We start from the raw sequence: 24,319 nt of genomic DNA on the forward strand, positions 1-24,319 counted from the left end.
TATGCCGTCGCACTGCCGTCACGTACTCTGATGACATCATGGCCAGCGCTACCCGAGACCGTGCCGTCGACCTGACGCGTGCCGCCTGCCTCGTCGTCGTTGTCGGGCTGCACGTCATGATGGCCGGCATCACGGTCGAGACCGACGGGCTCGCTATCTCGAACTCGCTCGACGGGCATCCGATCTTCGCCTGGAGCACGTGGGTCGTGCAGGTCATGCCGCTCTTCTTCGTCATGGGCGGCTTCTCGAGCCTGCTCGCGTGGCGCCGCCAACGCGATCGCGGGGTGATGGCGAGCGCCTACGTGCGCGACCGCGTGGCCAGGCTGGCGAGGCCGGCGCTGCTGCCGCTCGCCCTCGTGGGCATCACGCTCGCGATTCTCGCCCTGGTCGGCCTGCCAGACGCGGTGCTCACCGAGGTGGGCTTTCGCATCGGTCAGCCGCTCTGGTTCTTGGCCGTCTACCTGGGCTGCGCTGGTCTCGTGCCGTTCATGGCACGCCTGCATGAGCGGGCTCCGTGGCTGACGCTGTTCGGGATGCTCGCCGGGGTCATGGTGGTCGACACCGTCTCGCTGCTCACCGCGCAGCCGTTGATCGGAGCCCTGAATCTGCTGTTTGTGTGGGTGTTCATTCAGCAGCTCGGTTTCTGTCTCGCCGACGGGTGGTTCGACTGGCGTCGGCGGTGGCTGCTGCTCGTCGCGGGCATCGGCGCGTTCGGGGTGCTGCTGTTTCTGACGACGATCGTCGGCTATTCGACCGACATGTACGACAACCTGAACCCTCCGACGGCGGCGATTCTCGTGCTCGGTGTCGGGCAGGTGCTGCTGTTCGCGTGGATGCGCCCGTGGTTGTCGCGCCTGGCCGAGCGCGAGACCTTCGCGGGGCTGAGTGACGCGATCAACCGCAACGCGATGCAGATCTACTTGTGGCATGTGCCGGTCATCGTGATTCTGGCCGTGGTGCTGGTGATCTCGGGGGCACCGTTCCCTGAGCCGTTGAGCGAGGAGTGGTGGCAGAGCCGACCGCCGTTCCTCATCGCGGTGGCGCTGCTGCTGATTCCGATCGTGATGGGGGTGGCGTGGATCGAGCGGCGCGGCGAACGCGTCGTGCCCGCCCCGGTGGGGCCGTGGCTCGCGGCGCTCAAGGTGCTGCTCGGCATCGCGGGTGTGGTGACGATTCTCATCGGCGGATTCACTCCGGCCTACAGCGCGGCGATCGGGGTCACGCTCATGCTGCTGGCGGTGCTGCTGCGGTCGCCCCGGCGACGGGCGGTGGATGCTCGCTCTGACCAGCCCGTCGCTGCGACGCCCTCTGCTCTCACCGACCCCGCCGCTTCCGCTTCCGGCTCCGCTCCAGAGCGCTCCGCTCCCTCACAAAAGCCCTGATCAGAACCTTTTCCACAGCGAGGTGTCGACCTGCTCCGCTGCCGTCGCAATGTCGGTGGTGCACGGTTGACTACTGGCATGTCGACCACCCCCGCACCCGATGCCGCGCGCACCGCGAGGGCCCTCGATGGGCCGTGGCCGACGACACTCGACGCACCCGCGTCTGTGCCGAGCACGGCCGCGGCCGTCGTCGACACCGCGATCGGCACAGTGCTCGACTCGATCGTCGAAGTCGAGCGGCTCATGGCATCGCTCTCGGCATATCGAGCCGTCGCGATAGACGAGGTGCACCGGCTCGCGCTCGCGGCCGAGGGCCCTGCGCGATCGGGGCCGGGTCGACCGTGGTCGCCGACGGTCTCTGCTCGCCGTGTCGCCGCGAGTGAGCTCGCGACGGCGACGCGCATCAGTGAGCGCGAGGCTGAGCAGCTTGTCGCCGACAGCGCGGCACTCGTGCATTCGCTGCCGACGACTCTCGAGGCGCTGCGCTCGGGGGTCGTGTCATACCGGCACGCGAGCATCCTCATCGATGAGGCGCGCTCGCTGCCCGACGAGTCGTGGGCCGCGTTCGAGGCCTCCGCCCTGCCGCTCGCCGAGTCGCGCACTCCAGCCGGCTTCCGACAGCGCGCGCGAGCACTTCGCGAGCGCGAGCACCCCGCCTCGATCTCCGAGCGTCGTCGGGTCGCCGAAGAGTCGCGCTCGGTGTTCGTCGAGCCCGGCCGCGACGGCATGGCGTGGCTCACTGCTCATCTCCCCGCCGAGCAGGCGATCGGCGCGTACCGCCGCATCACTGAGATCGCCACCGGCCTCGCTGCCGCCGACGATGCACGCACCCTCACGCAGCGTCGCGCCGACGTGCTGGCCGACCTCCTCACCGACGGAGTCGTGCGCGGCAGCGCAGTCGGCTCGGGCGTTCGCGCGACGGTGCTTGTCACGGTGCCCGCCCTCACCTTGCTCAACCGCGCGAGTAGCGGTTGTATCGGCCCCGACACGTCGCCGCCCGCCCAGGCAGGCGGCGCGACTCCCGCGCCTGCTGCTGCTCACCTCGAAGGCTATGGCCCGATCGCCGACGACGTCGCTCGCCGGCTCGCCGCCCACGCACCGAGCTTCGTGCGGTTGCTCACTCACCCCGAGTCGGGCACCGTGCTCTCGGTCGGCAGAGACCGATACGCGGTGCCGCGAGATCTGAAGCTGTGGTTGCGGGTGCGCGACGAGACCTGCCGATTTCCGGGGTGCGGTCGCTCAGCAGCTCAGGCCGACATCGACCACACGATCGATTGGCAGCACCAGGGCGCCACTCGACATGACAACCTCGCGCACCTGTGCGAGGCACACCACCGACTCAAGCATCAGACTGCCTGGCAGGTCAGCCAGGCCGGTGGTGGTGCGCTCGACTGGCGCGCGCCGAGCGGGCGCCGGTATCGCACCGAGCCCGCGACGCAGATCGCGAGCTGAGAACCCGCGCCGCCCTGCGCACAGCGCGTGTGCACCCCTGTTAACGTCAGTGCATGAGCACGTCTGCTGCAGCCGCCTCGTGGAGCCCCGACGGCCCCGACCTGCTCATCCACGGAGACAACCTGACGGTCATGGCCGGCCTGCCCGATGAGAGCATGCAGCTGATCTACCTCGACCCTCCGTTCAATACTGGTCGCACGCAGCGTCGCACCACGGTTCGCAGCACCCGCGACCCCGACGGCGCGCACCTGGGGTTCTCGGGCACCACCTACGCCCGCACGATCGAAGCGCTCAGCAGCTATGACGACACGTTCGCCGACTACTGGGGCTTTCTCGCACCCCGGCTGATCGAAGCTCGCCGGCTGCTGCGCGACGACGGCACGCTCTACGTGCACCTCGACTGGCGCGAAGCGCACTACGCGAAGGTGGCGCTCGATGCGCTCTTCGGCCGCGAGTGCTTTCTCAACGAACTCATCTGGGCGTACGACTACGGGGCCAAAGCCAGACGGCGCTGGCCGACCAAGCACGACACGATCTTGGTCTACGTGAAGAACCCGCAGACCTACTACTTCGACAGCAGCGCCGTCGACCGTGAGCCCTACATGGCCCCGGGCCTCGTGACTGCCGAGAAAGCGGCGCGCGGCAAGCTGCCGACCGACGTCTGGTGGCACACGATCGTCGCGACGAACGGTGCCGAGAAGACCGGCTACCCCACCCAGAAACCCCTCGGCGTGCTGCGCCGCATCGTGCAGGCCTCGAGCCGCGAAGGCGACTGGGTGCTCGACCCCTTCGCCGGCAGCGGAACCACCGCCGCCGCCGCCCACGCGCTCGGCCGACGCAGCATCAGCATCGACGAGAGCGCCGACGCGATCGCGATCGCAGCGCTGCGCCTCAACGGGCCCTTCGGGGGCGACTGAACGAGCCCCGAACCCGCCGCTGCAGCAGAGCTAGAGTGGTGCAGTGATCGAACTTGCACTCACCGGCTCGAACGACCTCGTACCGCTCATCGCCGGCATCGCGGCGGCCATCGTCGTGCTCGGCGCTGCGCTGCTCATCGTGCGCGCAGTGCTGAAGCGGCGCGCAGACAACGGGTGAGCATCCCGTTCACCGACCGAGACCGAACCCGAAACATCACGCCAGTAGGCTGACCCGCATGGCTGACCGTCGCGACATCGAGTGCTGGCTGACCGACATGGACGGCGTTCTCGTGCACGAGAACACTCCGCTGCCGGGTGCCGTCGAGCTCATCGCCCAGTGGCGCGACACGGGCACGCCGTTTCTGGTGCTCACCAACAACTCGATCTTCACCCCCCGCGACCTCGCCGCCCGGCTGCGCGCCTCAGGGCTCGACGTGCCGGAGGAGTCGATCTGGACATCGGCGCTCGCGACAGCAGACTTCTGCGCGAGCCAGATACCGGGCGGCCGCGCCTACGTCATCGGCGAAGCCGGCCTCACGACGGCGCTGCACGAGGCTGGCTTCATCATGACCGAGACCGACCCCGACTACGTGGTCGTCGGCGAGACCCGCAACTACTCGTTCGACGCGATCACGAAAGCGATCAGGTTGATCGGCCAGGGCGCCCGGTTCATCGCGACGAACCCCGACGCCACAGGCCCGAGTGCTGAAGGGCCCATGCCGGCGACCGGCGCCATCTCGGCGCTCATCACGAAGGCCACCGGCAAAGACCCCTACGTGGTGGGCAAGCCGAACCCGATGATGTTCCGCTCGGCGATGAACCGCATCGGCGCGCACAGTGAGAACACCGCCATGATCGGCGACCGCATGGATACCGACATCGTCGCCGGCATCGAAGCCGGCCTGCACACGGTGCTCGTGCTCACCGGCATCAGCGACGACAACGAGATCGCGAAGTACCCGTTCCGACCCGACGAGATTCTCGCGGGAGTGCACGAGCTCGTCGCGACCGAACCCGTCGAAGTCGAGCTGTAAGGTCGCCTTCGAGCGCGCCGAACCAGGTCGACGGCTCGCTCAAGGTGCGGGCGGCGGAATCGCGAGCGACCCCGTGAGCGGTTCTCCCGATGACCTGCTGACGAAGCAGAAGAAGTCGGTCAGGCCGTCATCCCACTGCTCTTCCGTCACCGCGAACGCTCCCTGCAGCTGAATGTCGGTGAAAGCGCCGGCGGCGGCAAGATCGATCACGCCGGGAGCACTGCACAGAATCGCGATCTGCGCAGCGAGCGCTTCTTCGCCCGGGTACTGTCCGAACTCGGCCTGCCCCTCAGGCAGCGGGAAGGGAGCCCTCGCCACCAACTGACCGGTGTGCGGCACCCCGCAGTCGACCACCGTGAACTCGTCTTGCCACGCGTTCGCATACGGTTCGAGGCACTCGCCGCCCCACAACTCGTCCCAGCGGTAATCGCCAGGAGGCACCGGACCGACCAGCCGCTCCACCTCGGTCGGGGTCGGGGTCGGGGTGGGAGTGGGCGTCGGTTCGGCTCCCGGAGCCGGGCCGAGAAGGTCGGGGATGCGCGTGCCCACGAAGAACAGGGCGACAAGAGCAAGCAGCGCGACGAGCGAACCGGCGATCCAGAGCAGCACCTTCTGGTTCTTCGTCAGCGGCGCGCGCGGCGGTGTGCCCTCGCCATCGGCACCGCCCTTGCGCGTCGACCGCGGCGCGGCAGGGATGAGCTCGTCGTCGAACTCTCTGAAGTTCTCCGAACCGAACAGCTCGTCGAGCGCTCCGCCCTCCTCGGGCGTGCGCATGAGCTCGGTCGCCGCGTCACCAGCAGGTCGCCCTGCCTGGTCGATCGCGGGCATCGCCTCCGTCGGCTCGAGCACGACCTCCACGGGTTCGGTCGCTGACGGCTCGGGTGCTGACGGCTGAGGTGCTGGCGGCTGTGACGCTAGCGACTCAGGCGCTGGCCACCCCGTTGGCGGGGGTGCGGCAACGGGAGGCAGCGTGGGCGGCGGCTGGAGCGGTGGCGCCACGAGCGGAGGCGGCGGCGCGAGAGGCGGGGGGAGCAGTGGCGGGGTCAGCAGCGGGCCGGGTTCGGGAGTGGAGCCCGGCGACTGCGGCGCGGGCGGCGCAGACTCGGGCTGCGGCTCGGGCGCACCGAACTGCGAGCGGAACCACTCGTCGGCGTCGAATCCGCCCGAGTTGGTGTCGTCGGTGCCGGGGTCGCGCTCGTCGATCATGCGAGCCCCAGATCGCTCAGGCCGATAGCGGCGCGGTATTCATACCCGGCTTCCTCGATCACGCGGCGAGCATCCGTCGCCCTGTCGACGACGACGGCGACCGCGACGACCGTCGCGCCGGCCGCCTCGAGAGCGCGCGCCGCAGTGAGCGGCGACCCGCCCGTGGTCGACGTGTCTTCGAGCACGACGACGCGCTTGCCCGACACGTCGGGGCCTTCGACCTGCTTGCCGCGCCCGTGGTCTTTCGGCGCTTTGCGCACCACGAAGGCGTCATACGTCGTTCCGCGGGCGGCGCCCTGGTGCAGCACTGCCGCGGCGATGGGGTCGGCGCCCATCGTGAGCCCCCCGACTGCGGCGATGTCGGGAATGTCGGCGATGAGGTCGACCATGACCTGCCCGATGAGGGGTGCGGCCCGATGATCAAGGCTCATGGCCCGCAGGTCGATGTAGTAGCTCGACTTCGCGCCGCTCGTCAGCGTGAAATCGCCGTGGAACACGGCTTCATCGCGAATGAGCTCGATGAGCTGCGCCTTCACCTCGTTCACACCCTTCACTGTAGTTCGTAGGCTGAACCTCATGCGCATCGCCACCTGGAACGTCAACTCCATCCGCACCCGGCACGGCCGCGTCGTCGACTGGCTCGTGAATGCCGACGTCGACGTGCTGGCGATGCAAGAGATCAAGTGCAAGCCCGACCAGTTTCCGATGCAGCCGTTCGAGGCGGCCGGGTACGAGGTGGTGCTGCACGGCCTCAATCAGTGGAACGGCGTCGCCATTGCGAGCCGTCTGCCGATGACCGACATCGAGGTCGGCTTCAGCGGCCAGCCCGGGTTCGCGAAGGGCCATGAGGGTCCGGATGCTCCGCTCGAGGCTCGCGCAATCGGCGCGACGATCGACGACGTGCGGGTGTGGAGCCTCTACGTTCCGAACGGCCGCGCGCTCGACGACCCGCACATGGACTACAAGCTGCGGTTCTTACGCGCCCTCGCCGACGACAGCGCACGCTGGCTGCGCGACAACCCCGGCGGGGCGCTCGCGCTGACGGGCGACTTCAACGTCGCGCCCACCGACGCCGACATGGGCGACCCGAGCTTCATCCCCGGCCTCTCGACGCACATCTCGCCGCAAGAGCGCGAGGCGTTCGCCGCGCTCGAGGCGGCCGGACTGAGCGACGTCGTGCGCCCCCTCGTGCCCGAGGGCTTCACCTTCTGGGATTACAAGCAGCTGCGGTTTCCGCGCAACGAGGGAATGCGCATCGACTTCATTCTGGGCTCGCCGGGCTTCGCCGATCGGGTGGTGGATGCCCGCATCGAGCGCGAGCAGCGCAAGGGCGACGCCCCGAGCGACCATGTGCCCGTCGTGGTCGACCTCGAGAGCGACGCCGACGACGACCGCCCGATGATCTTCTGAGTGCGGCACCGCGCAGTCTCGCCGAGTAATCACTACTCATGACGACGCCCGGCGCCCTGCGGCATGCTGAGTTCACAGCATCGCCGCGCTCTGCGCGGCCCCGTGAACGTCATCGATAGGAGCCCCCCATGCGCCGCACCGCCCCCGCCACCGCCGCCCTCGGTCTCAGCCTTGCCCTCGCTCTGAGCGGGTGCTTCGCGAACCCGCTCGACGGACTCGTCGACGGCCTCGTCGAGGGCGGGGTCGAGCAGCTGATCGAAAACCAGACCGGCGTCGACGTCGACATCAACGGCACGGGTGCGAGCCTGCCGGCCAGTTGGCCCGCAGAGGTTCCGACGCCGAATGGCCAGATTCTTTTCTCGGCCGCCGCCGGAGACGTCTTCTCGGTATCGATCAGCGTCGCCTCGACCGAGGCCGCCGAGGCGGGGTACCAGGCGATTCTTGCCAACGGATTCACCGAGAGTTCGGTGTTCGACCTCGGTGACGGCACGAAGTCGTACACAGCGTCGAACGAGACCTACGCCGTCTCGTACATCTTCGGCCCGAGCGACGACGGCACGTCGACCGTGCAGATGACCGTCTCGACGTCGTCGAACTGAGCTCGCTAGAGCTGCCCGCGCAGCTCTTCTTCGAGCTCGCCCCTGCCGCTGATGCCGAGCTTGCGGTAGACGCTCGACAGGTGATTGTCGACGGTGCGCACTGAGACTCCGAGCCGGTCGGCGATCTCGCGGCTGCGCTCGCGCCGTGCGGCAGCCTGCGCGATGAGCCACTCGCGCTCGGTGAGACCGTACTCGAGTCGTGCGCTCGAGGTCGTGCGCACGGGCACCACGTCGCGCGCGAGTTCTGCCGCGAGCACGCGAGCTCGGCGCTGCAGCATCCGGTCGCCGTCTGCCCACTCGACCGCACTCGCCACCGCGTCGTGCGCTGCCGCCGTCAGGCCCGCGCGGTCAAGAGTGGGGGCGAGCTCGATCACGGCAGCAGCATCCTGGGCGTCGATGGCGGCCGCGAGATCGGCGATCGCCGTGATGAGCCTCGAGGCGGCGACGGGCGCCCCCTGGGCCACCATGGGGGCGACGGCGGATGCTCCGCCGATGCGCACGGCCACCGAAGCGGCGAGGCTCGCGAGCAGCAGGTGCCCGAGCTCGAGCCCTCGTGCGACGGCGTGGGCGAGCCCCGCGACCGCGGTGTCGGGGTCGTTCTGGTGCACCGAGATCCACGCCTCGGCTTCGGCGGTCTGCAGCACGACCTTGACGTCGTCGCGCTGAGTGGGCGCCAAGAGGTCGAGCAGTCGTCGCGCCTCGTCGATCTGCCCGAGCTGCGCGTGCACGGTGGCGGCGAGCGCGGTGGCCGCGCCGACGAGCCCCGTGAAGTCTCGCCATCGCAACTGCTGAACGGCGAGCAGGGCAAGGGGCAGCGCGTCGTTCAGGCGGCCGCCGTGCAGGTGGATGAGTGCCAGAGCGTACGACCAGTTGCCGGCCGAGTCGGCGAATGGTTGCAGCCTGCGCTGCTCGGCGAAACTCTGCGCCTCAGCGATGCGGCCGTCGGCGACGTGGATGAGAAAGCTCGAGAGGTCGAGCAGATCGCCGGCGTGCGGCTGCACGTGCGCGAAGTGCTCGGCGAGGGGCCGCCCGGCGTCGACCGCCGTGCGGGCGGCGTCGACTCGGCCCATCATGGTGGCGATCATGGCGTTGCCGATGGCGGCGCCGAGGGCCGCGGCCGAGTCGGCGGGGGTGGAGCCGGTGGGTGCGGAGCCGGCGGGTGCGGTGCCAGTGGGTGCCGAGTGCGCGGCCGCCTCGCCGTCGAGCGCGCTCGCATCGCCGGCCATGAGGCGCCACTTGGCCAGGTCGGGGGTGACGAGCGCCGCCGCCGCGGGGTCGAGGGTCGACAGCACGGCGGCGGCACGCGCCACGGCGGTCGCCGGTTCGTGGGCACGCAGGGCGGTGTGCTGCCCCCACCGCAGCTCGACGCGGGCACGAGCCTCGTCGTCGTCGGCGAGCGCGGCCGCTCGTTCGAACGCCGCGTCGACCTGGGCGGGGTCACCGGCGAGCGCGCTCAGCGACGCGGCCACCGTGAGCGCAGCTCGGGCATCGTCGGCGACGGCGAGCGCAGCCTCGCCCAGCTGCAGCGCCCGCTGATGGTCGGCGACGCGATGGGCGTAGTCGGCGGCCCACACCAGGTCGTCGACGAGCACCTCGGCACCGCAGTCGTGCAGCAGGCAGAGAGCGGTGAACCGCACGGGCGGCTCGTCGAGAGCGAGCAGTCGCTCTGCCGCGGTTCGACGCCGTTCGGCGCGCACGACAGCGGTCATGTGGGCGACGAGCGCTTCGGCGTAGACGGGGTGCGCCAAGTGCACATAGCCGGCTTCACGCGGCTCGGCGGGCGTGAGCACGGCGGCGTCGAGCAGATCGGTGACGGCGTCGGCCTCACCTGCGGTGAACGCCGCGTGCGGCCAGGGCTGGGCGACGGCCACGAGCTCGACGATCGCTCGTTCGGCGTCGCTGAGCGATGCCAGCCGCCCCGACACCGAGTCGAGCACGCGGGTGGGCACCGCGGCAGCGTCGACCTCGGCGCCGTGGTCGCCCACGCGCACGCCGCCGGCCGCCTCGGCCGCGAACACCAGCTCGCGCAAGAACAGCGGGTTTCCGCGTGAGGTCTCGTATAGGCGCTTGAGGGTCTCGGGCCTCGGGTCGACTGAGAAGCGGCGACTCAGCACGGTGCGCGTCTCGTCGATCGTGAGGGGTTCGAGCTCGGTGACGGTGACCAGGTCTTCGTGCAGCAGTCTCGCCACGGGCCCGGTCATGGCGTGCTCGTCGCGCGCCGTCAGCAGGGCGGGCACCCCGAACACGCGCACAAGCTGATAGAGCGCGGCCGCCGATGCCTCGTCGAGCAGCGGGGCGTCGTCGATGACGAGAAGGTAGTCGCTCGCGTGCCGCCCGACGAGGGTCATGAGGTCGGCCAGTCGAGTGCTGATGTCGCTGACGGTGCCCGCCGGCGCGTCAGTCGGAGCCACGGCGAGCAGCGGCGCGAGAGCCCCCAAGGGCACTCCGCGCAATTCGTCGAGAGCCACGACGGGCACCACCGTTCGCCCCCGCGCAGCGAGGCTCGAGGCGGCGGCCGCGGCGACGGTGGTCTTGCCCACTCCGGTGGCGCCGCGCAGCAATTGAGAGCGCGCCGGAGTGCGGGTGAGGCCTTCGATGAGGGCGTCGAGCACTGCGGTGCGCGCGACGAGGGGCCACGGTGCCATTCGTGCTCCCTCAGCCGACTGCGGTCTGGCGATTGCGTGAGGCGCCCTGGCGCCCAGCAAGTATCAGAGGCACACTGTAAGGCACGCACACGACAGGAGCCCCCTCATGCGCCGTACGCCAGCAGTAGCCGCCGCCATCAGTGTAAGTCTCGCCGTCTCGCTCTCGGGATGCTTCGCGAATCCACTCGATCAACTGACGGAGGGTCTCGTCGAGGGCCTGGTCGAAGGTGGCATCGAGCAGCTCATCGAGAACGAGTCGGGTCTCGAGATCGACTTCGGCGGTGGAGCGGCCTTGCCGTCGTCGTGGCCAGCAGAGCTGCCGGTGCCGAACGGCGAGATCATCCTCTCGGGTGCCTCAGACGGCACGGCCACGATCGCGATGAACACCACCGAGCGCTTCGCCCAGGAGGGCCTCGACGCCTTGCTGGGGTCGGGCTTCACGATCGTGCAAGAGTCGGGCATCGGCACCGACGCGAAGGTCTACATTCTCGAGAGCGACTCCCTCACCGTCTCCTACGCCTGGGGTTCGAGCTCTGACGACGACGTGGTCTTCTTGCAATACGGAGCGACCCCCAAGAACTGACCACCGGCGCGCTGTTTCCACGCGCGATACTGAGCGTGCACGCACGATTCGTGCGCGCTTCGCAACCACGACCCCCAGACTCCTGCGTAGGCTCGATGATGGCCAGTTGTCACTGCTGCGCCGGCACCCGAGCAGACGAAGGAGGGACCCATGACCGAGACCACCAGCACCGGGACGACCATCATCGGAGAGCCCGAGGTCGTCGAAGACGGCGCGGCCGTCGACCGCACGGCGCTGACCGATGCGGCGCTCACGGCCGCCGAGATCGTCGCTGACCCCGCCTGGTCGCGCCTCAAGACCGCGGCCGAGTCGCTGCGACCCTTGCAGGTGCATGACGGCAGCATCCCCGAGCCTGCTCACCACGCCGACGCCGCCGTGCACGTCGCGACCATCGTCGATGCGTTGCGGCACTTCGCCCCGCTCATGCCGCACGACGAGAGCTACCTGAGGGCATGCGCGCTCGACTTCGAGCGCTGGGTCGAGAGCGGCTTCGTCGTGCCCGACTTCTATGACGCCCTCGACGCCTTCCACCCGGCGCGCGATCGCCGAGACGGCGTTGCGCATCTCGTCGTCTTTCCGATGTACACGCAGAACGGCTCGGCCGATCGCCTGGTCGAAGCCGTCGTCTTCGAGATCATCTGGCCCGAGTTCGTGGCGAACCTCGAAGCCGGCGACTATCGCAACCCGCTGTACCTCGGGCTGCGGTTCGCCGACTTCACCGCCGGCTACGACACCAACTCGGCCGTGCTGTTTCCCGAATCGGTCGCGGTCACGCCGCGCGTGCCCGCGGGCGCACCAGACGGCGCCCCCGCGCAGTTGCCCACCTTCACGTGGGGAGCGATCTTCGCCGACCGCGAAGCAGCCCGCTTCCGTCGCGTGGTGCGCGCCGCCGCCGAGATCACCAAGCTCGAGCTGCCCGAAGACGCGCTCGAGCTGCTCGACGACCAGGCGCTCGCCGAACGCACCTTCGTCATGTGGGACATGATTCACGACCGCACCCACATGCGCGGCGACCTGCCGTTCGACCCCTTCATGATCAAGCAGCGCATGCCGTTCTTCTTGTACTCGCTCGAAGAGCTGCGGTGCGACCTGACGGCGTTTCGTGAAGCCGTCGCGCTGTGGCGGCACCCCGACACCGACGACGTCACGCGGCAGCACGCGCGCCTCGTGCAGTACGCCGTCATCTTCGACCGCATCTTCCGGTTCGCCATCACCGGAACCCGCGTGCGCAATTACGACGGAGTGGGCGGTCAGCTGCTGTTCGCGTGGATGCACCAGAAGGGTGTCTTGCACTGGACAGACACTCAGCTCGCCATCGACTGGGATGCCGTTCCTGACGTCGTCGTCGACCTCTCGAACGCCATCAACGACCTGTACTGGGCCTCGATCGATCGACCCAAGATGGTGCACTGGCTGAAGGCCTACGAGCTGGTCTCGAGCACGCTCACCCCGCACCCGGCGTCTGCCTGGGCTCGCGGCTTGAGCGATGAGGTGCTCGCGGGCCCGCCCAAGGGCTACACCGATCTGGTGCTCGACGACGAGTTTCCGCTCTCGATGTTCTACGAGGCACTGCAGAAGAAGATGGCCGTGGTCATCGAGTCGACCGCGGGCATCACCGGAACGAGCGAGTGAGCGACGCTCTCGCCGGTCGCACGATCGTCGTCGCCGGCGCGGGCGGAGTCGGGGGTCGCTCCGTGTGCGCGGCCCTCACCGCCGCGGGTGCGCACGTCGTGGCCGTCGGGTCGCGAGCAGAGTCACTGAGCGACGTGGATGCGGCAGAGACCGCGGTCGTCGACCTCGCCGACCCGTCGGCCGTGGCCGCGTGGGCGGCTGAGCTGCGCGGGCGTCGGCCGAGCATCGACGGGCTGCTGCACCTCGTGGGCGGGTGGCGCGGCGGCTCAGACCCTGACGACTTCGACTGGCTCGAACGTCGTGTGCTCACCACTCTGCGAGTTGCCAGCCGCGAGCTGCGCGACGACCTCGGAGCGTCGAGCGCGGGGCGTGTGGCGATCGTCAGCTCAGCATCCGTCGCCGCACCGAAGTGGGGCATGGCCAACTACGTCACGCTGAAGGCGGCAGCCGAGATGTGGATGCAGGCGCTCGCGAGCGGATGGCGCACGAAGCAGCTGCCGGCCGCCGCCGTCACCTTCGTCGTCGGCGCGCTCGACGAGCCGGGTGCCGTCGACGACCTCGCCGCCGCGTGCGCCGCACTCTGGTCGGTGGGGCACGAGCAGCTCAACGGCGCCCTCGTCGACCTGAGCACGAGAGAATGATCGAGTGAGAGTTCACGACACCAACCGCCGCGGCTTCGCCAGCGACAACTACGCCGGCGTGCATCCCGAAGTGTTCGCCGCACTCGCCGACGCCAACGGCGGTCATCAAGTGGCCTACGGCGAAGACGAGTACACCGCGAGGCTCACCGAGGTCGTCAAGGCCGAGTTCGGCGAGCAGGCCGAGGTCTTTCCGGTGTTCAACGGCACAGGCGCCAACGTGCTCGCCCTCACCGCCGTCATGCCGCGCTGGGGTGCCGTCGTGGCGACGAGCACCGCGCACATCCACAGCGATGAGGGCGGCGCGCCCGAGCGGGTGAGCGGCCTCAAGCTCTTCACGGTGCCCACCGATGACGGCAAGCTGACTCCCGAGCTCGTCGCGACCGAGGCCTGGGGCTGGGGCGACGAGCACCGCGCGCAACCGCTCGCCGTCAGCATCACCAACACGACCGAGCTCGGCACGCTCTACACGCCAGTCGAGGTGCGTGCGCTCGCCGACTTCGCCCACGAGCACGGCATGGCTCTGCACCTCGACGGTGCACGAGTCTGGAACGCCGCAGCCGCCCTCGGCACCTCGCTGCGCGCCTTCACCGCAGACGCTGGGGTCGACGTGCTCTCGCTCGGCGGCACCAAGAACGGCCTCATGGGCGCCGAAGCGGTCGTCGTGCTCAACCCCGACCGCGTCGACGGGCTGCTGTATCTGCGCAAGATGAACATGCAGCTTGCGAGCAAGATGCGCTTCATCAGCGCGCAGCTGCTCACGCTGTTCGACGAGGGGCTGGGAATCCGTTCTGCGATGCACGCGAACGCGATGGCGGCCCGCTTGCGATCGGCGCTCGAAGGGATGCTCGCCGACGGCTCGCTGCCCGCCGGGTCGCTCGCCTTCAGCCAGCAGACGCAGGCGAATGCCGTGTTCGCCGTGCTCGACAACGCCGCGGCCGACCGCATTCGTGAGCGCGTGCGCTTCTACGACTGGGATCGCGCTCGGGGTGAAGTGCGCTGGATGTGCGCCTTCGACACGACCGAGGCCGACATCGACGGCTTCGTCGAGGTCATCCGCGAAGAACTCACGCGCTGACCTCGACGAGGGGCAGGGCCGACGACACCTGCAGAGCCGTACGACGCACCACGCGTTCGAGTTCGTCGGCTCGAGACGCGAAGTCATCGGCAGAGACCGAAACCGACACTGCTCCGATCGTCGAGCCGCGCTCTGACCGCACGGGGGCCGCAATGCAGGCGAGCCTGGGCATGTACTCTTCGACCTCGACCGAGAGCTGATCTCTGCGAATGCGCGCGAGTTCTTCGCGCAGCGGTTCACTGCCCGTGATGCTCGATCGCGTGAGCGCCGGGCGATCACTGCGCTCGACAAGCGCAGGGCTCGCCGCGAGCATGAGCTTGCCAAATGCCGTCGCGTGGTTTGCCTCGGCGAAACCGACGTGAAGCTGGCTGATGCGCGGGTGCTCGACCGAGTCTGAGATGTGGGCGACCACGACGTCGCCGTCGACGAATCCCGTCAGGTAGACGGGGGCGTGGGCCGCTGCGCGCGCGGCGTCGAGAAGCCGTCGAATCGGCGGCGTGGCGAGCACCTGGCGCTGCAAAGCCAGCCCCAGCAGGCCCACCGTCTTGCCGAGGCGATAGCGGTGGTCGGGACCACGCACTACATAGCCCTGGCGCTGCAGCACACCGACGAGCCGGTACGCGGTAGCAGAACTCACCCGCAGGCGTTCGGCGACGTCGGCGATCTCGACACCGTTCGCGGCGCGTGCCACTGCCTCGAGGGCGCCCAGAACTCGCTCCACCGACTGCGTGCCGGTGGGCGAGTCGATGCGCGACTTCTTCGCCACGACGCCATGCTACGCGCACGCACAACGAGCGCGACGGGCGACTTCGGCGACTTCTCTCACATGGTGCGAAGCGCCCTTGCCGGGGTGAACGCGAGAGCGAAGACTGCCCCCGACGTGGCCACCGAGCCACCCAGACAGAGAGGTCGCCCCCATGAGCGAGAAGATTCTGATGCTGACCGGAGACGCCGCGGAAACGCTGGAAGTCTTCTACCCGTATCACCGCCTTCAAGAGGCCGGGTTTGACGTGCACATCGCCGCCCCCGAGAAGAAGCGCCTGCAGTTCGTGGTGCATGACTTCGTCGACGGATTCGACACCTACACCGAGAAGCCGGGCCACACGTGGCAGGCAGACCTCGCCTTCGCCGACGTGCAGGTCGACGATTATGTGGGTCTCGTCGTGCCCGGTGGCCGTGCCCCCGAGTTCATCCGCAACAACGACGACGCCAAGCGCATCGTGCGTCACTTCATGGAGAAGGACGCCCCCGTTGCCGCGCTGTGCCACGGGCCGCTCTTGCTCGCCGCCGCGGGAACCCTCGCCGGCCGCACCTCGTCGGCCTACCCCGAACTCGCGATCGATGTTGAGCTCGGAGGCGGCACGTTCGAAGATGGCCCGGCTGTCGTCGATCGCAATCTCGTGACCGGCCGGGCCTGGCCAGACAACGGCCTCTGGATCGGCGCATTCCTAGGGGTGCTCGCCGCACGCGTTCCCGCGTAGCGTGACGTCATCTACTCACCGCTCACCCTGCGCTCCGCCCACAGCCTCGCCCACTGCTCTGCGGTGATGCGAGACACGGGTCGATCAGGGTCGATGCCGAGGCGGCGGCAGCGATCGCGCGCCAGGCGCCGTGATGCGCGGTCGACCTGCGCGAGCGCGATCGCTGCTGTTCCCGGCACCGCGAAGACTGACGCGACCCAGCGCTGATAGGCCATGAGCCCGTGCGCCGGAACGAGCGGCGACCGACGGCGGTCGATGAGCAAGAGCGCGGCGTCGACCGCTGGCCTCGGCCGAAATGCGGTCGACGCGATGCGTCTATCAAGATGAAACTCGAACCAGGGCAGCCACTGCGCCGTGAGCTGGCTCCCACCTCCGATGCCCGCACGCCTGCGGGCAGCCTCCCACTGCATGATGAGCACCGCTCTCGACCAGTGATCGGCGCTGAGGATTCGCCGCAGTATCGCGGTCGTGAGGTGGAACGGCAGATTGCCGACGAGCACGAACGGCGACGTCGGCAGCGTGGCGCGCAGCACATCGCCTTCGACGACCGTGACGTGCGCCGCAACCCGCGCGCGCAACGCCGTAGCGCGTCGAGGGTCGAGCTCGAGTGCGGTGATCGGCCGCCGTAGCGCCGCGAGCGGCACCGTGAGCCGGCCGAGCCCGGCCGCGAGCTCGACGATCGGGCCGCGCGTCGCGGCCACGCGCTCGACGACCGCCTGAATGGCAGCACGGTCGATGAGGTCGTTCTGGCCGAGGTCATGGCGGCGACTCGGCGGGTGACCCGCACGGGGGGCGCGGGAGTCAGGTTGGCGAGGTGATGACGATGAATGGCGTCGACGAGACATGGCTGCTCCACTGCTGAGAGGGTGCTGCGCAGCGCACAGAGGCTGACACAGCGATGACCGGGAAGAACGGTCGAGCAGAGCGAAGACTCGCGATGTGAGTCGCGTCGAAAGGGTGAGTCGGTCGTCGGCTCGCCGTCAGCGGCGGCGCAACCGGATCAAGATCGAGGTATCCATGATGTGGTCGACGATAGCACCGCGACGCGATTCGCCGCGTAGCGTTGGGTCATGCGATTCGGACTCTTCATTCCCCAAGGCTGGCGGCACGACCTGGTCGAGATCGACCCGAACGAGCACTGGGGGGTGATGAAGGGTCTCGCCCAGCACGCTGACGCTGGGCCCTGGGAGTCGATCTGGGTCTACGACCACTTTCACACCGTGCCAGTGCCGAGCGACGAGGCGACGCACGAGGCCTGGACCCTCATGGCGGCCTTCGGCGCCATCACCGAGCGCGTGCGCCTCGGACAGATGTGCACGTGCATGGGATACCGCAATCCCGCGTACCTCGCGAAGGTCGCGGCCACGGTCGACCACGTCTCGGCCGGACGGGTCGAGATGGGCATCGGCGGCGGGTGGTACGAGCACGAGTGGAACGCCTACGGCTACGGCTTTCCCGAGATCGGCGACCGCTTGCGCATGCTCGACGAGGGAGTGCAGATCATGCGCCAGGCGTGGTCGGAGGGCACGGCGACACTCGACGGCCGCTACTACCAGGTCGACGGCGCGATCGTTCGGCCGCTGCCTGTGCAGAAGCAGGGCATCCCGTTCTGGATCGCCGGAGGCGGCGAGAAGGTGACGCTGCGCATCGCAGCGCAGTATGCGCAGTACACGAACTTCACCGGCACGCCCGAAGAGTTCACCCACAAGAGCGACGTGCTGCGCGGCCACTGCGAGCGGCTCGGCACGAGCTTCGACGCGATCACCCGGTCGTCGAACTTCAACACCGTCGTCGGGCGCGATGAGGCCGAGGTGGCAGAACGCATCGACGCGATCGAAGCCCGACTGGCGCGCTTCGTCGGCGCTGAACGGGCCGCGGCACAAGTGGCCGACCTGCGACAGGGGTCAGAGCGCGGGCTGGCGGGCACTCCTGAGCAAGTCATCGAGAAGCTGCGGGCGCGCGAAGCCCTCGGCATGACCTACGCCATCCACTACTTCGCCGAAGCCGCCTACGACACGAGCGGCATCGAACTGTTCGAGCGCGAGGTGGTGCCCGCGCTGCAGTAATCTCGACGGGCCGGTCGCGCCGCGGGTGGCCCGATCGAGAGGATGACCGTGCTGGACGCACTCGTTGCTGGGGTCATCGCCGGCTATGCCATTGCGATTCCCGTCGGGGCGATCGCGGCGCTGCTCATCACCCTCGGGGCGCAGCACGGAGCCAGGGTCGCCGCGGGCGGAGCCTTCGGTGCGGCGACCGTCGACGGCATCTACGCGACGGTGGCGGTGACGGCCGGAGCGGTCATCGCACCACTCATCGCGCTCGTCGAAGAGCCGCTGCGGTGGGTCTCGGTGGTCGTGCTGATCGTGCTCGGCATCGTGCTGGCGTGGCCGGCGTTTCGGCGGCGCACGGCCCCCGTGGCTGCCGCTGAGGTGCAGCATGAGAAGACGGGCACGGCGAAGAAGCGCGTGACGGCGCGACGCCTCTTCGTTACCGTCGGCGTGCTCACTCTCGTCAACCCGGTCACGATCATCTACTTCGCCGCCCTCATCGGCAGCTCGACGATCGCCGCGGATGCGGGGGCTCCCGAGCGCATCGTCTTCGTGCTCGCCGCCTTCGCCGCCTCGTTGAGTTGGCAGTTGCTGCTCACGACTGCGGGCTCGGTCGTCGGGCGAGTGCTCACCGGGCCGACCGGCGCGCGCGTCACGGCACTCGTCGGGGGCACGCTCGTCATCGCGCTCGCGGTGCGCGCTGCGCTCGCGCCCTGACGTCAGGCACTACAGCTCAGGGACATCCATGCGCTCGACGGCGAGCGAGTCTCCGCCAGGCGCCACATCGACGCGCACCACGTCGCCATCGGTGATCTGACCCCCGAGAATGGCGCGAGCCAGAGCATCGTCGATCTCGTGCTGCATGAGCCGGCGCAACGGGCGCGCGCCGTACACGGGGTCGTAGCCGCGCTCGGCGAGCCAGGTGCGGGCATCCGGCGTCACCGCCAGCTGCAGGCGACGATCGGTGAGTCGACGTTCGAGACGGTCGATCTGCAGCGAGACGATCTGCCCCAGGTCGTCAGTCGAGAGCGGTGAGAACACGACGATGTCGTCGAGGCGGTTGATGAACTCGGGCTTGAAGGCCTGACGCACGATGTCGTTGACTCCGGCGACCTTCGACGGCCAGTCGAGCGACGGGTCGATGAGCAGTTGCGAGCCGAGGTTCGAGGTGAGGATGAGGATGGTGTTGCGAAAATCGACGGTGCGGCCCTGACCGTCGGTCAGCCGGCCGTCGTCGAGCACCTGCAGCAGCAGGTCGAAGACCTCGGGGTGCGCCTTCTCGACCTCGTCGAGCAGAATCACCGAGTATGGCCGCCGCCGCACAGCCTCGGTCAGCTGGCCACCCTGCTCGTAGCCCACGTAGCCGGGGGGTGCGCCGATGAGGCGCGAGACCGAGAACTTCTCGCCGTACTCGCTCATGTCGATGCGGATGAGCGCCTTCTCGTCGTCGAACAGGTAGTCGGCGAGCGCCTTCGCGAGCTCGGTCTTGCCGACGCCCGTCGGGCCGAGGAAGAGGAACGAGCCGGTCGGGCGGTCGGGGTCGCTGATGCCCGCCCGCGTGCGGCGCACGGCCTCGCTCACGGCCACGACGGCGTCGCGCTGCCCGATGATGCGCTTGCCGAGCTCGGCCTCGAGGGTCAGCAGCTTCTCGGTCTCGCCCTGGGTGAGCTTGTCGACCGGAATACCCGTCCAGGCAGCGACGACCGCTGCGATGTCTTCGTCGGTCACCTGGTCGTTGACCATGCGCGGCCCGCTCTCGACGCTCTCGGCGTCGACGAGCTGCTGCTCGATGCCGGGAATCACTTCGTAATTGAGCTTCGAGGCCTTCTGGTAGTCGCCCTCGCGCATGGCGCGATCGAGCTCGATGCGCACGTCGTTGAGCCTCGTCTTGAGGTCGCCGACCGCGGTGAGCCCCGACTTCTCGGCAGCCCAGCGCTGCTGCAGGGCGTCGCGCTGCTGCGTCTTCTCGGCGAGCTCTTCACGCAGTTTCACGAGCCGCGCCTTCGACGCCTCGTCTTTCTCCTTCTTGAGTGCGAGCTCTTCGATCTCGAGTCGCGTGACGGCGCGCTTGAGCTCGTCGAGTTCGACGGGGCTCGACTCGATCTCCATCTTCAGGCGGCTCGCTGCTTCGTCGACGAGGTCGATGGCCTTGTCGGGCAGCTGACGGCTCGAGATGTAGCGGTTGCTGAGCGATGCCGCGGCGACGAGAGCGCTGTCGGCGATCGTGACCTTGTGGTGCGCCTCGTAGCGCTCTTTGAGCCCGCGCAGAATGGCCACCGTGTCTTCGACGCTCGGCTCGCCCACGAACACCTGCTGAAAGCGCCGCTCGAGCGCGGCGTCTTTCTCGATGTACTCGCGGTACTCGTTGAGGGTCGTGGCGCCGATCATGCGCAGCTCCCCGCGCGCGAGCATGGGCTTGAGCATGTTCGCGGCGGCGACCGAGCCCTCGCCGCCACCTGCGCCCATCAGCGTGTGCAGCTCGTCGATGAAGGTGATGACCTGGCCGTTCGATTCGTCGATCTCTTTCAGCACGGCCTTGAGCCGCTCTTCGAACTCGCCGCGATACTTGGCACCGGCGACGAGGGCTGCGAGGTCGAGGCCGACGAGCTGCTTGTCCTTCAGCGAGTCTGGAACATCGCCGGCAACGATGCGCTGCGCAAGGCCTTCGACGACGGCGGTCTTGCCCACGCCGGGCTCGCCGATGAGCACTGGGTTGTTCTTGGTGCGACGGCTCAGCACCTGGCTGACGCGTCGAATCTCGGCGTCACGCCCGATGACCGGGTCGAGCTTGCCCGACCGCGCGATCTCGGTGAGGTTGACGCCGTACTGCTCGAGGGCAGACTTCTGCTCGTCGGTGCTCGAGGGCGCGCCCTGCATGTTGGCCATTGTGTGCTCCTGTTGCTGAACCTGAGTCGGTGTGACTCAAGTTTACGACGCGGCGATGTGAGATGCCAGAGAGCGAGCGCGACGAGCGTGCGCCCACGGCGAACGACGCCGAGAGATCACCGCTTTCGTGAGACCGTCACGGTGAACTTCGCAGTGCGGCGCACCTGCCGCGTGGGGCCGACTGCTCGCTCGAGCGCGGGTGCATAGGCGAGGTGCGTGTTCCAGACGGTCCACAGCTGGCCGCCGGGCCGCAGCAACCGCGCGGCGTCGGCGAACAAGCGCAGGGCCACGCCGGTGTGCACCGCGGCCCCCACATGAAAGGGCGGATTCAGCATGATCAGGTCGGCACTCGCATCGGGCTGCTGCGACAGTGCGTCATCGTGCACGGTGTCGACAGCCACCCCGTTCGCCTCGGCGGTGAGCGCAGCACTCGCCACGGCGACCGCCGACACGTCGCTCGCGATCACGCGCGCGCCTGGTGCCCGGCGGGCGAGCACCGCGGCGATCACGCCCGACCCGCAGGCCAGGTCGATCGCGGTGCCGTACTCGGGCAACTGGTCGGCCGCCTGCAGCAGGGCTCGGGTGCCGATATCGACGGATGCTCCCGCAAACACCCCCGCATGGGCCACCACGTGCAGCCCGAGATCGGGGTCGAAGGCACGTGCCGGGGCCAGGGGCTCAAGCACGCGCGGGCCGCGCGCGGTGAGCAGTCGTGCTTTGCCCCGCGCAAGCGACACCTCGACCTGCGCGAAGCTCGCGCGCAGCACCTCGTTCTGGGCTGGAGTCATGTGCTTGTGCATGTTGCCAGCGATGAGCACGAGGTCGGGGTGCGCTCGAGCGGCCAGCTCGCGTGCCACCGCGTCGAGGCGGTCGAGCGACCGCGGCAGGCGCACGAGGGCGAGCCGGGCATCCGGCGTCATCACGTCACTGAGCGCATGTTGCGAGTAGTCGCCCGCGCCTGCCGCATTGGCGACGAGAGCTCGCTGGGCCACGAGAGAGTCTTGGTGCACGCGCACTCGGTGTGCCCCGAGAGCGAGGGCGCCGAGCGTGAGGGCTCCGTGGGTGTCGTCGACGACCACGACCTCGACCGGGCGGGTGGCGAGAAACAGGGCTGCGGTGTCGAGCAGGTAGCGGTCGGCGGCATCCCAGGCGCGCAGCTCTGCGGTCTCGAGGTCGGGGCGCCGCCGAAGGCCCGCGAGCAGCGCGTCGAGGTCTGCGCTCACACCACCGGGCACGTCAACCGCGCCGCATGGGGCGCCAGACGACGAGCTGGTTCGCCTTCTGCACTCGCGTGCCGGCCTTGATCGAGACGACGTCGCCTTCGGCGCCAGCGGCGAAGACGCGGCGGCCGGGGCGCGACAGCAGCTCATCGGCGAGCGCGGTCTCGAGCTCGCGCACTCGCGCGCGCAGCGCGATCACCTCGTTCTCGAGCTCGAGAATGCGCTTGATGCCCTCGAGGTTGAGGCCTTCGCCGCTGAGCCGGGCGATCTCGCGCAGCTGCATGACATCGCGCATCGAGTAGCGGCGGCTCTGACCAGCCGTGCGCGTCGGCGACACGAGCCCCAGCCTGTCGTACTGCCGCAGGGTCTGCGGGTGCATGCCGGCGAGCTCGGCGGCCACGGCGATCGCGAAGATCGGGCTGTTCTCGTCCATGGCCTGCACCTCTCTCAGCCTCGTGCTCTGGTGATCAGCTCGTCGCGCGGGTTGTCGCTCGGCACCGAGGCGGCGAAGGCCTGCAGGTGCTTCTGCGCGTCGGCGCTCAGGTGCGAGGGCACCGACACCTGCACGGTCGCGAGCAGGTCACCGGTGCCTTTCGCGGTGGCGACCCCTCGCCCCTTGACGCGCAGCACCCTGCCGCTCGGGGTTCCCGGCGCCACTTTGAGCTTGACGGGGTCGCCGCCCAGCGTGGGCACTTCGATCGTCGCGCCGAGGGCGGCCTCGACGAACGTCACCGGAACATCGACCCGCAAGTGCGTGCCGTCTCGCTCGAAGACGGGATGCTTGCGCACCGTCACCGTGAGCACCAGGTCTCCGGCCTCGCCGCCGTCAGGGCTGCGCTCGCCTTTGCCGCGCAAGCGGATCTTCTGGCCATCGGCGACTCCCGCAGGAATCTTCACCTGAATGGGCTTGCCGCCGCCGGGTCGTTCGAGGGTGACGGTGTCGCCCTGAATGGCGGTCATGAAGTCGAGCGTGACGCTCGCCGACTGATCGCGACCCTTCGTCGGCCCGCCATAGCCGCGAAAACCGCCGCTCGTCTGACCGAAGCGGCCGTTGCCGAACATGCCGCCAAAGATGTCGTCGAATCCGCCGGGGGCCGTGCGTCGACCGCCGGGTGCGCCCCCGAACATGCCGCCGAACACGTCGTCGAATCCGCCCGGAGCGCCACCCGCCGTGAAGCGGGCTCCTGAGCCCATCGCCCGCAACTGGTCGTATTCGGCACGCTGGGCGGGGTCTGACAGCACCGAGTGCGCTTCGCTGATCTCTTTGAAGCGCGCCTCGGCGGCCGCGTCGCCCGGGTTCGAGTCTGGGTGAAACTGACGCGCGAGCTTGCGATAGGCCTTCTTCAGCTCGGCCTCGGTGACGTCTTTCGTGACGCCGAGAACGGCATAGAAGTCTTTCTCGAACCAGTCTTGGCTCGCCATGCCTCACCTACCCCTGCGGAACCGAGACAGCCACCTTCGCGGGCCGCACCAGACGATCGCCGAGGGCGTAGCCGCCCTCGATGACGTCTGCGACGGTCTGCGTGGTCGCCTCGGCACTCGGAAGCTGCACGATGGCCTCGTGGAACGCCGGGTCGAAGGGCTCGCCGACGACTCCGACCGAGGTCAGACCGTAGCGCTCGAACGCCTGCCGCAGCTTCTGCGCAACGAGCTCGAGGGGGCTGCCTTCGAGGTCGCCGTGCGCGGCCGCGCGGTCGAGATCGTCGATCGCGGGCAGCAGCGAGCGGATCACGTCGGCGATGACCGCCTCGCGATTCGCCGCGCGGTCGCGCTCGACGCGAGTGCGGAAGTTCGCCAGTTCTGCCTCGGCTCGGGCGGCGCGGTCTCGATACTCTTCGATCTCGCGCTGCCCGGCCTCGCTCAAGATGTGGTCGATGTCGGCGTCGAGGCTCTGATCGTCAGACAGCCCGGCGCCCGACTCAGACACCTCGACGTCGGCGTCTTCGGCGGCGATCAGATCGTCGACCGATTCTGCGTCGGTGGGGGCGCCGTCGTCGGCCAGTGGCGACTCGTCGACCACTCGCGCCTCGCCCGTCTCAGGGTCGATGCGTCGCTTGTCGCGAATGACGGGCTCGTGCTCGTCGTCGTCGCGCTTCTTGGCCGCCATG

24 protein-coding genes are annotated in these 24,319 nt (G+C 69.0%); 14 read left to right on the forward strand and 10 right to left on the reverse strand.

The annotated features are described in order from the left end of the window. The first annotated feature begins 38 nt into the window (after positions 1-38). From KIT89_RS09595 to KIT89_RS09615, 5 genes are all read left to right on the forward strand, one after another. On the forward strand, positions 39-1,382 hold the full coding sequence (locus KIT89_RS09595; protein WP_297600824.1) for an acyltransferase: 1,344 nt from the start codon (positions 39-41) through the stop codon (positions 1,380-1,382). 78 nt (positions 1,383-1,460) lie between these two features. Beyond that, the gene (locus tag KIT89_RS09600; RefSeq protein WP_297600826.1) at positions 1,461-2,834 is read left to right on the forward strand and encodes an HNH endonuclease signature motif containing protein; all 1,374 of its coding nucleotides are present in this window, start codon (positions 1,461-1,463) and stop codon (positions 2,832-2,834) included. 53 nt (positions 2,835-2,887) lie between these two features. After that, positions 2,888-3,751: a site-specific DNA-methyltransferase gene (locus KIT89_RS09605; RefSeq protein ID WP_297600827.1), complete on the forward strand. Its 864-nt coding sequence runs from the start codon at positions 2,888-2,890 to the stop codon at positions 3,749-3,751. Between the two features lie 43 nt (positions 3,752-3,794). Beyond that, positions 3,795-3,929, forward strand: coding sequence for an LAETG motif-containing sortase-dependent surface protein (locus KIT89_RS09610; RefSeq protein ID WP_297600829.1), 135 nt, complete (start codon positions 3,795-3,797; stop codon positions 3,927-3,929). A 58-nt stretch (positions 3,930-3,987) separates the two neighbouring features. Continuing rightward, positions 3,988-4,785 (forward strand): HAD-IIA family hydrolase, encoded by a 798-nt coding sequence (locus KIT89_RS09615; RefSeq protein WP_297600832.1) that lies wholly within the window; start codon positions 3,988-3,990, stop codon positions 4,783-4,785. A gap of 39 nt (positions 4,786-4,824) precedes the next feature. Here KIT89_RS09615 and KIT89_RS09620 read toward each other — a convergent pair whose 3' ends face one another. Together KIT89_RS09620 and pyrE are read right to left on the reverse strand one after the other, a co-directional pair. Continuing rightward, the gene (locus KIT89_RS09620; protein ID WP_297600834.1) at positions 4,825-5,991 is read right to left on the reverse strand and encodes a hypothetical protein; all 1,167 of its coding nucleotides are present in this window, start codon (positions 5,989-5,991) and stop codon (positions 4,825-4,827) included. Continuing rightward, positions 5,988-6,569, reverse strand: a complete 582-nt coding sequence (gene pyrE / locus KIT89_RS09625) for an orotate phosphoribosyltransferase (protein ID WP_297600837.1) — start codon at positions 6,567-6,569, stop codon at positions 5,988-5,990. Before pyrE ends, KIT89_RS09620 begins: the two co-directional genes overlap by 4 nt. Here pyrE and KIT89_RS09630 point away from each other — a divergent pair. Continuing rightward, the gene (locus tag KIT89_RS09630; RefSeq protein WP_297600840.1) at positions 6,568-7,401 is read left to right on the forward strand and encodes an exodeoxyribonuclease III; all 834 of its coding nucleotides are present in this window, start codon (positions 6,568-6,570) and stop codon (positions 7,399-7,401) included. The two genes, pyrE and KIT89_RS09630, sit on opposite strands and share 2 nt — an antisense overlap. Before the next feature lie 128 nt (positions 7,402-7,529). Then, on the forward strand, positions 7,530-8,000 hold the full coding sequence (locus KIT89_RS09635) for a hypothetical protein (protein ID WP_297600843.1): 471 nt from the start codon (positions 7,530-7,532) through the stop codon (positions 7,998-8,000). A gap of 5 nt (positions 8,001-8,005) precedes the next feature. Here the strand turns inward: KIT89_RS09635 and KIT89_RS09640 are convergent, their stop codons facing one another. Further along, positions 8,006-10,645, reverse strand: coding sequence for a LuxR family transcriptional regulator (locus KIT89_RS09640; RefSeq protein WP_297600845.1), 2,640 nt, complete (start codon positions 10,643-10,645; stop codon positions 8,006-8,008). 106 nt (positions 10,646-10,751) lie between these two features. Here KIT89_RS09640 and KIT89_RS09645 point away from each other — a divergent pair, with 106 nt between their 5' ends. From KIT89_RS09645 to KIT89_RS09660, 4 genes are all read left to right on the forward strand, one after another. Next, positions 10,752-11,228, forward strand: a complete 477-nt coding sequence (locus KIT89_RS09645; protein WP_297600847.1) for a hypothetical protein — start codon at positions 10,752-10,754, stop codon at positions 11,226-11,228. 150 nt (positions 11,229-11,378) lie between these two features. Then, complete coding sequence (locus KIT89_RS09650) at positions 11,379-12,860, forward strand: DUF6421 family protein (protein WP_297600849.1); 1,482 nt, start codon at positions 11,379-11,381, stop codon at positions 12,858-12,860. Next, positions 12,857-13,501, forward strand: coding sequence for an SDR family NAD(P)-dependent oxidoreductase (locus KIT89_RS09655; RefSeq protein ID WP_297600851.1), 645 nt, complete (start codon positions 12,857-12,859; stop codon positions 13,499-13,501). The genes KIT89_RS09650 and KIT89_RS09655 overlap by 4 nt, the downstream gene beginning before the upstream one ends. A gap of 4 nt (positions 13,502-13,505) precedes the next feature. Then, positions 13,506-14,576, forward strand: coding sequence for a low specificity L-threonine aldolase (locus KIT89_RS09660; protein WP_297600853.1), 1,071 nt, complete (start codon positions 13,506-13,508; stop codon positions 14,574-14,576). Here the strand turns inward: KIT89_RS09660 and KIT89_RS09665 are convergent. Further along, positions 14,566-15,342 (reverse strand): IclR family transcriptional regulator, encoded by a 777-nt coding sequence (locus KIT89_RS09665; RefSeq protein WP_297600856.1) that lies wholly within the window; start codon positions 15,340-15,342, stop codon positions 14,566-14,568. The genes KIT89_RS09660 and KIT89_RS09665 overlap by 11 nt on opposite strands. Positions 15,343-15,493: 151 nt before the next feature. Here KIT89_RS09665 and KIT89_RS09670 point away from each other — a divergent pair, with 151 nt between their 5' ends. After that, the gene (locus tag KIT89_RS09670) at positions 15,494-16,057 is read left to right on the forward strand and encodes a DJ-1/PfpI family protein (protein ID WP_297600858.1); all 564 of its coding nucleotides are present in this window, start codon (positions 15,494-15,496) and stop codon (positions 16,055-16,057) included. 11 nt (positions 16,058-16,068) lie between these two features. Here the strand turns inward: KIT89_RS09670 and erm are convergent, their stop codons facing one another. Continuing rightward, positions 16,069-16,902 carry a 23S ribosomal RNA methyltransferase Erm gene (erm, locus tag KIT89_RS09675; RefSeq protein ID WP_297600860.1) on the reverse strand — a complete coding sequence of 278 codons (834 nt, stop codon included), beginning with the start codon at positions 16,900-16,902 and terminating at the stop codon, positions 16,069-16,071. Between the two features lie 225 nt (positions 16,903-17,127). On the opposite strand from erm, the gene KIT89_RS09680 reads away from it, so the two are divergent. Then, on the forward strand, positions 17,128-18,123 hold the full coding sequence (locus KIT89_RS09680; RefSeq protein ID WP_297600861.1) for an LLM class F420-dependent oxidoreductase: 996 nt from the start codon (positions 17,128-17,130) through the stop codon (positions 18,121-18,123). Positions 18,124-18,171: 48 nt separating this feature from the next. After that, positions 18,172-18,822, forward strand: a complete 651-nt coding sequence (locus KIT89_RS09685) for a LysE family transporter (protein ID WP_297600863.1) — start codon at positions 18,172-18,174, stop codon at positions 18,820-18,822. Positions 18,823-18,831: 9 nt separating this feature from the next. On the opposite strand, the gene KIT89_RS09690 is transcribed toward KIT89_RS09685, so the two are convergent. The 5 genes from KIT89_RS09690 to KIT89_RS09710 all read right to left on the reverse strand — a co-directional run bounded on the left by KIT89_RS09690 (position 18,832) and on the right by KIT89_RS09710 (position 24,318). Continuing rightward, positions 18,832-20,991 (reverse strand): AAA family ATPase, encoded by a 2,160-nt coding sequence (locus KIT89_RS09690; RefSeq protein ID WP_297600865.1) that lies wholly within the window; start codon positions 20,989-20,991, stop codon positions 18,832-18,834. Between the two features lie 116 nt (positions 20,992-21,107). After that, on the reverse strand, positions 21,108-22,214 hold the full coding sequence (locus KIT89_RS09695; RefSeq protein ID WP_297600868.1) for a methyltransferase: 1,107 nt from the start codon (positions 22,212-22,214) through the stop codon (positions 21,108-21,110). Positions 22,215-22,227: 13 nt separating this feature from the next. Beyond that, on the reverse strand, positions 22,228-22,644 hold the full coding sequence (locus KIT89_RS09700; RefSeq protein ID WP_297600871.1) for a helix-turn-helix transcriptional regulator: 417 nt from the start codon (positions 22,642-22,644) through the stop codon (positions 22,228-22,230). Between the two features lie 14 nt (positions 22,645-22,658). Next, positions 22,659-23,633 (reverse strand): DnaJ C-terminal domain-containing protein, encoded by a 975-nt coding sequence (locus KIT89_RS09705; RefSeq protein WP_297600874.1) that lies wholly within the window; start codon positions 23,631-23,633, stop codon positions 22,659-22,661. 7 nt (positions 23,634-23,640) lie between these two features. After that, positions 23,641-24,318 (reverse strand): nucleotide exchange factor GrpE, encoded by a 678-nt coding sequence (locus KIT89_RS09710; RefSeq protein WP_297600877.1) that lies wholly within the window; start codon positions 24,316-24,318, stop codon positions 23,641-23,643. Between the last annotated feature and the right edge of the window lies 1 nt (position 24,319).

It is taken from the genome of Microcella sp. (genome assembly GCF_025808395.1).
GTDB lineage: Bacteria > Actinomycetota > Actinomycetes > Actinomycetales > Microbacteriaceae > Microcella.

Bases quoted from the DNA above. Each gene is read 5' to 3' on its own strand.
- KIT89_RS09635 (WP_297600843.1), top strand. From the start codon at position 7,530: ATGCGCCGCACCGCCCCCGCCACCGCCGCCCTCGGTCTCAGCCTTGCC.
- KIT89_RS09605 (WP_297600827.1), top strand. From the start codon at position 2,888: ATGAGCACGTCTGCTGCAGCCGCCTCGTGGAGCCCCGACGGCCCCGAC.
- KIT89_RS09700 (WP_297600871.1), bottom strand. From the start codon at position 22,644: ATGGACGAGAACAGCCCGATCTTCGCGATCGCCGTGGCCGCCGAGCTC.
- KIT89_RS09670 (WP_297600858.1), top strand. From the start codon at position 15,494: ATGAGCGAGAAGATTCTGATGCTGACCGGAGACGCCGCGGAAACGCTG.
- erm (WP_297600860.1), bottom strand. From the start codon at position 16,902: ATGTCTCGTCGACGCCATTCATCGTCATCACCTCGCCAACCTGACTCC.
- KIT89_RS09690 (WP_297600865.1), bottom strand. From the start codon at position 20,991: ATGGCCAACATGCAGGGCGCGCCCTCGAGCACCGACGAGCAGAAGTCT.
- KIT89_RS09615 (WP_297600832.1), top strand. From the start codon at position 3,988: ATGGCTGACCGTCGCGACATCGAGTGCTGGCTGACCGACATGGACGGC.
- KIT89_RS09645 (WP_297600847.1), top strand. From the start codon at position 10,752: ATGCGCCGTACGCCAGCAGTAGCCGCCGCCATCAGTGTAAGTCTCGCC.
- pyrE (WP_297600837.1), bottom strand. From the start codon at position 6,569: ATGAGGTTCAGCCTACGAACTACAGTGAAGGGTGTGAACGAGGTGAAG.
- KIT89_RS09705 (WP_297600874.1), bottom strand. From the start codon at position 23,633: ATGGCGAGCCAAGACTGGTTCGAGAAAGACTTCTATGCCGTTCTCGGC.
- KIT89_RS09710 (WP_297600877.1), bottom strand. From the start codon at position 24,318: ATGGCGGCCAAGAAGCGCGACGACGACGAGCACGAGCCCGTCATTCGC.
- KIT89_RS09620 (WP_297600834.1), bottom strand. From the start codon at position 5,991: ATGATCGACGAGCGCGACCCCGGCACCGACGACACCAACTCGGGCGGA.
- KIT89_RS09630 (WP_297600840.1), top strand. From the start codon at position 6,568: ATGCGCATCGCCACCTGGAACGTCAACTCCATCCGCACCCGGCACGGC.
- KIT89_RS09650 (WP_297600849.1), top strand. From the start codon at position 11,379: ATGACCGAGACCACCAGCACCGGGACGACCATCATCGGAGAGCCCGAG.
- KIT89_RS09680 (WP_297600861.1), top strand. From the start codon at position 17,128: ATGCGATTCGGACTCTTCATTCCCCAAGGCTGGCGGCACGACCTGGTC.
- KIT89_RS09600 (WP_297600826.1), top strand. From the start codon at position 1,461: ATGTCGACCACCCCCGCACCCGATGCCGCGCGCACCGCGAGGGCCCTC.
- KIT89_RS09595 (WP_297600824.1), top strand. From the start codon at position 39: ATGGCCAGCGCTACCCGAGACCGTGCCGTCGACCTGACGCGTGCCGCC.
- KIT89_RS09640 (WP_297600845.1), bottom strand. From the start codon at position 10,645: ATGGCACCGTGGCCCCTCGTCGCGCGCACCGCAGTGCTCGACGCCCTC.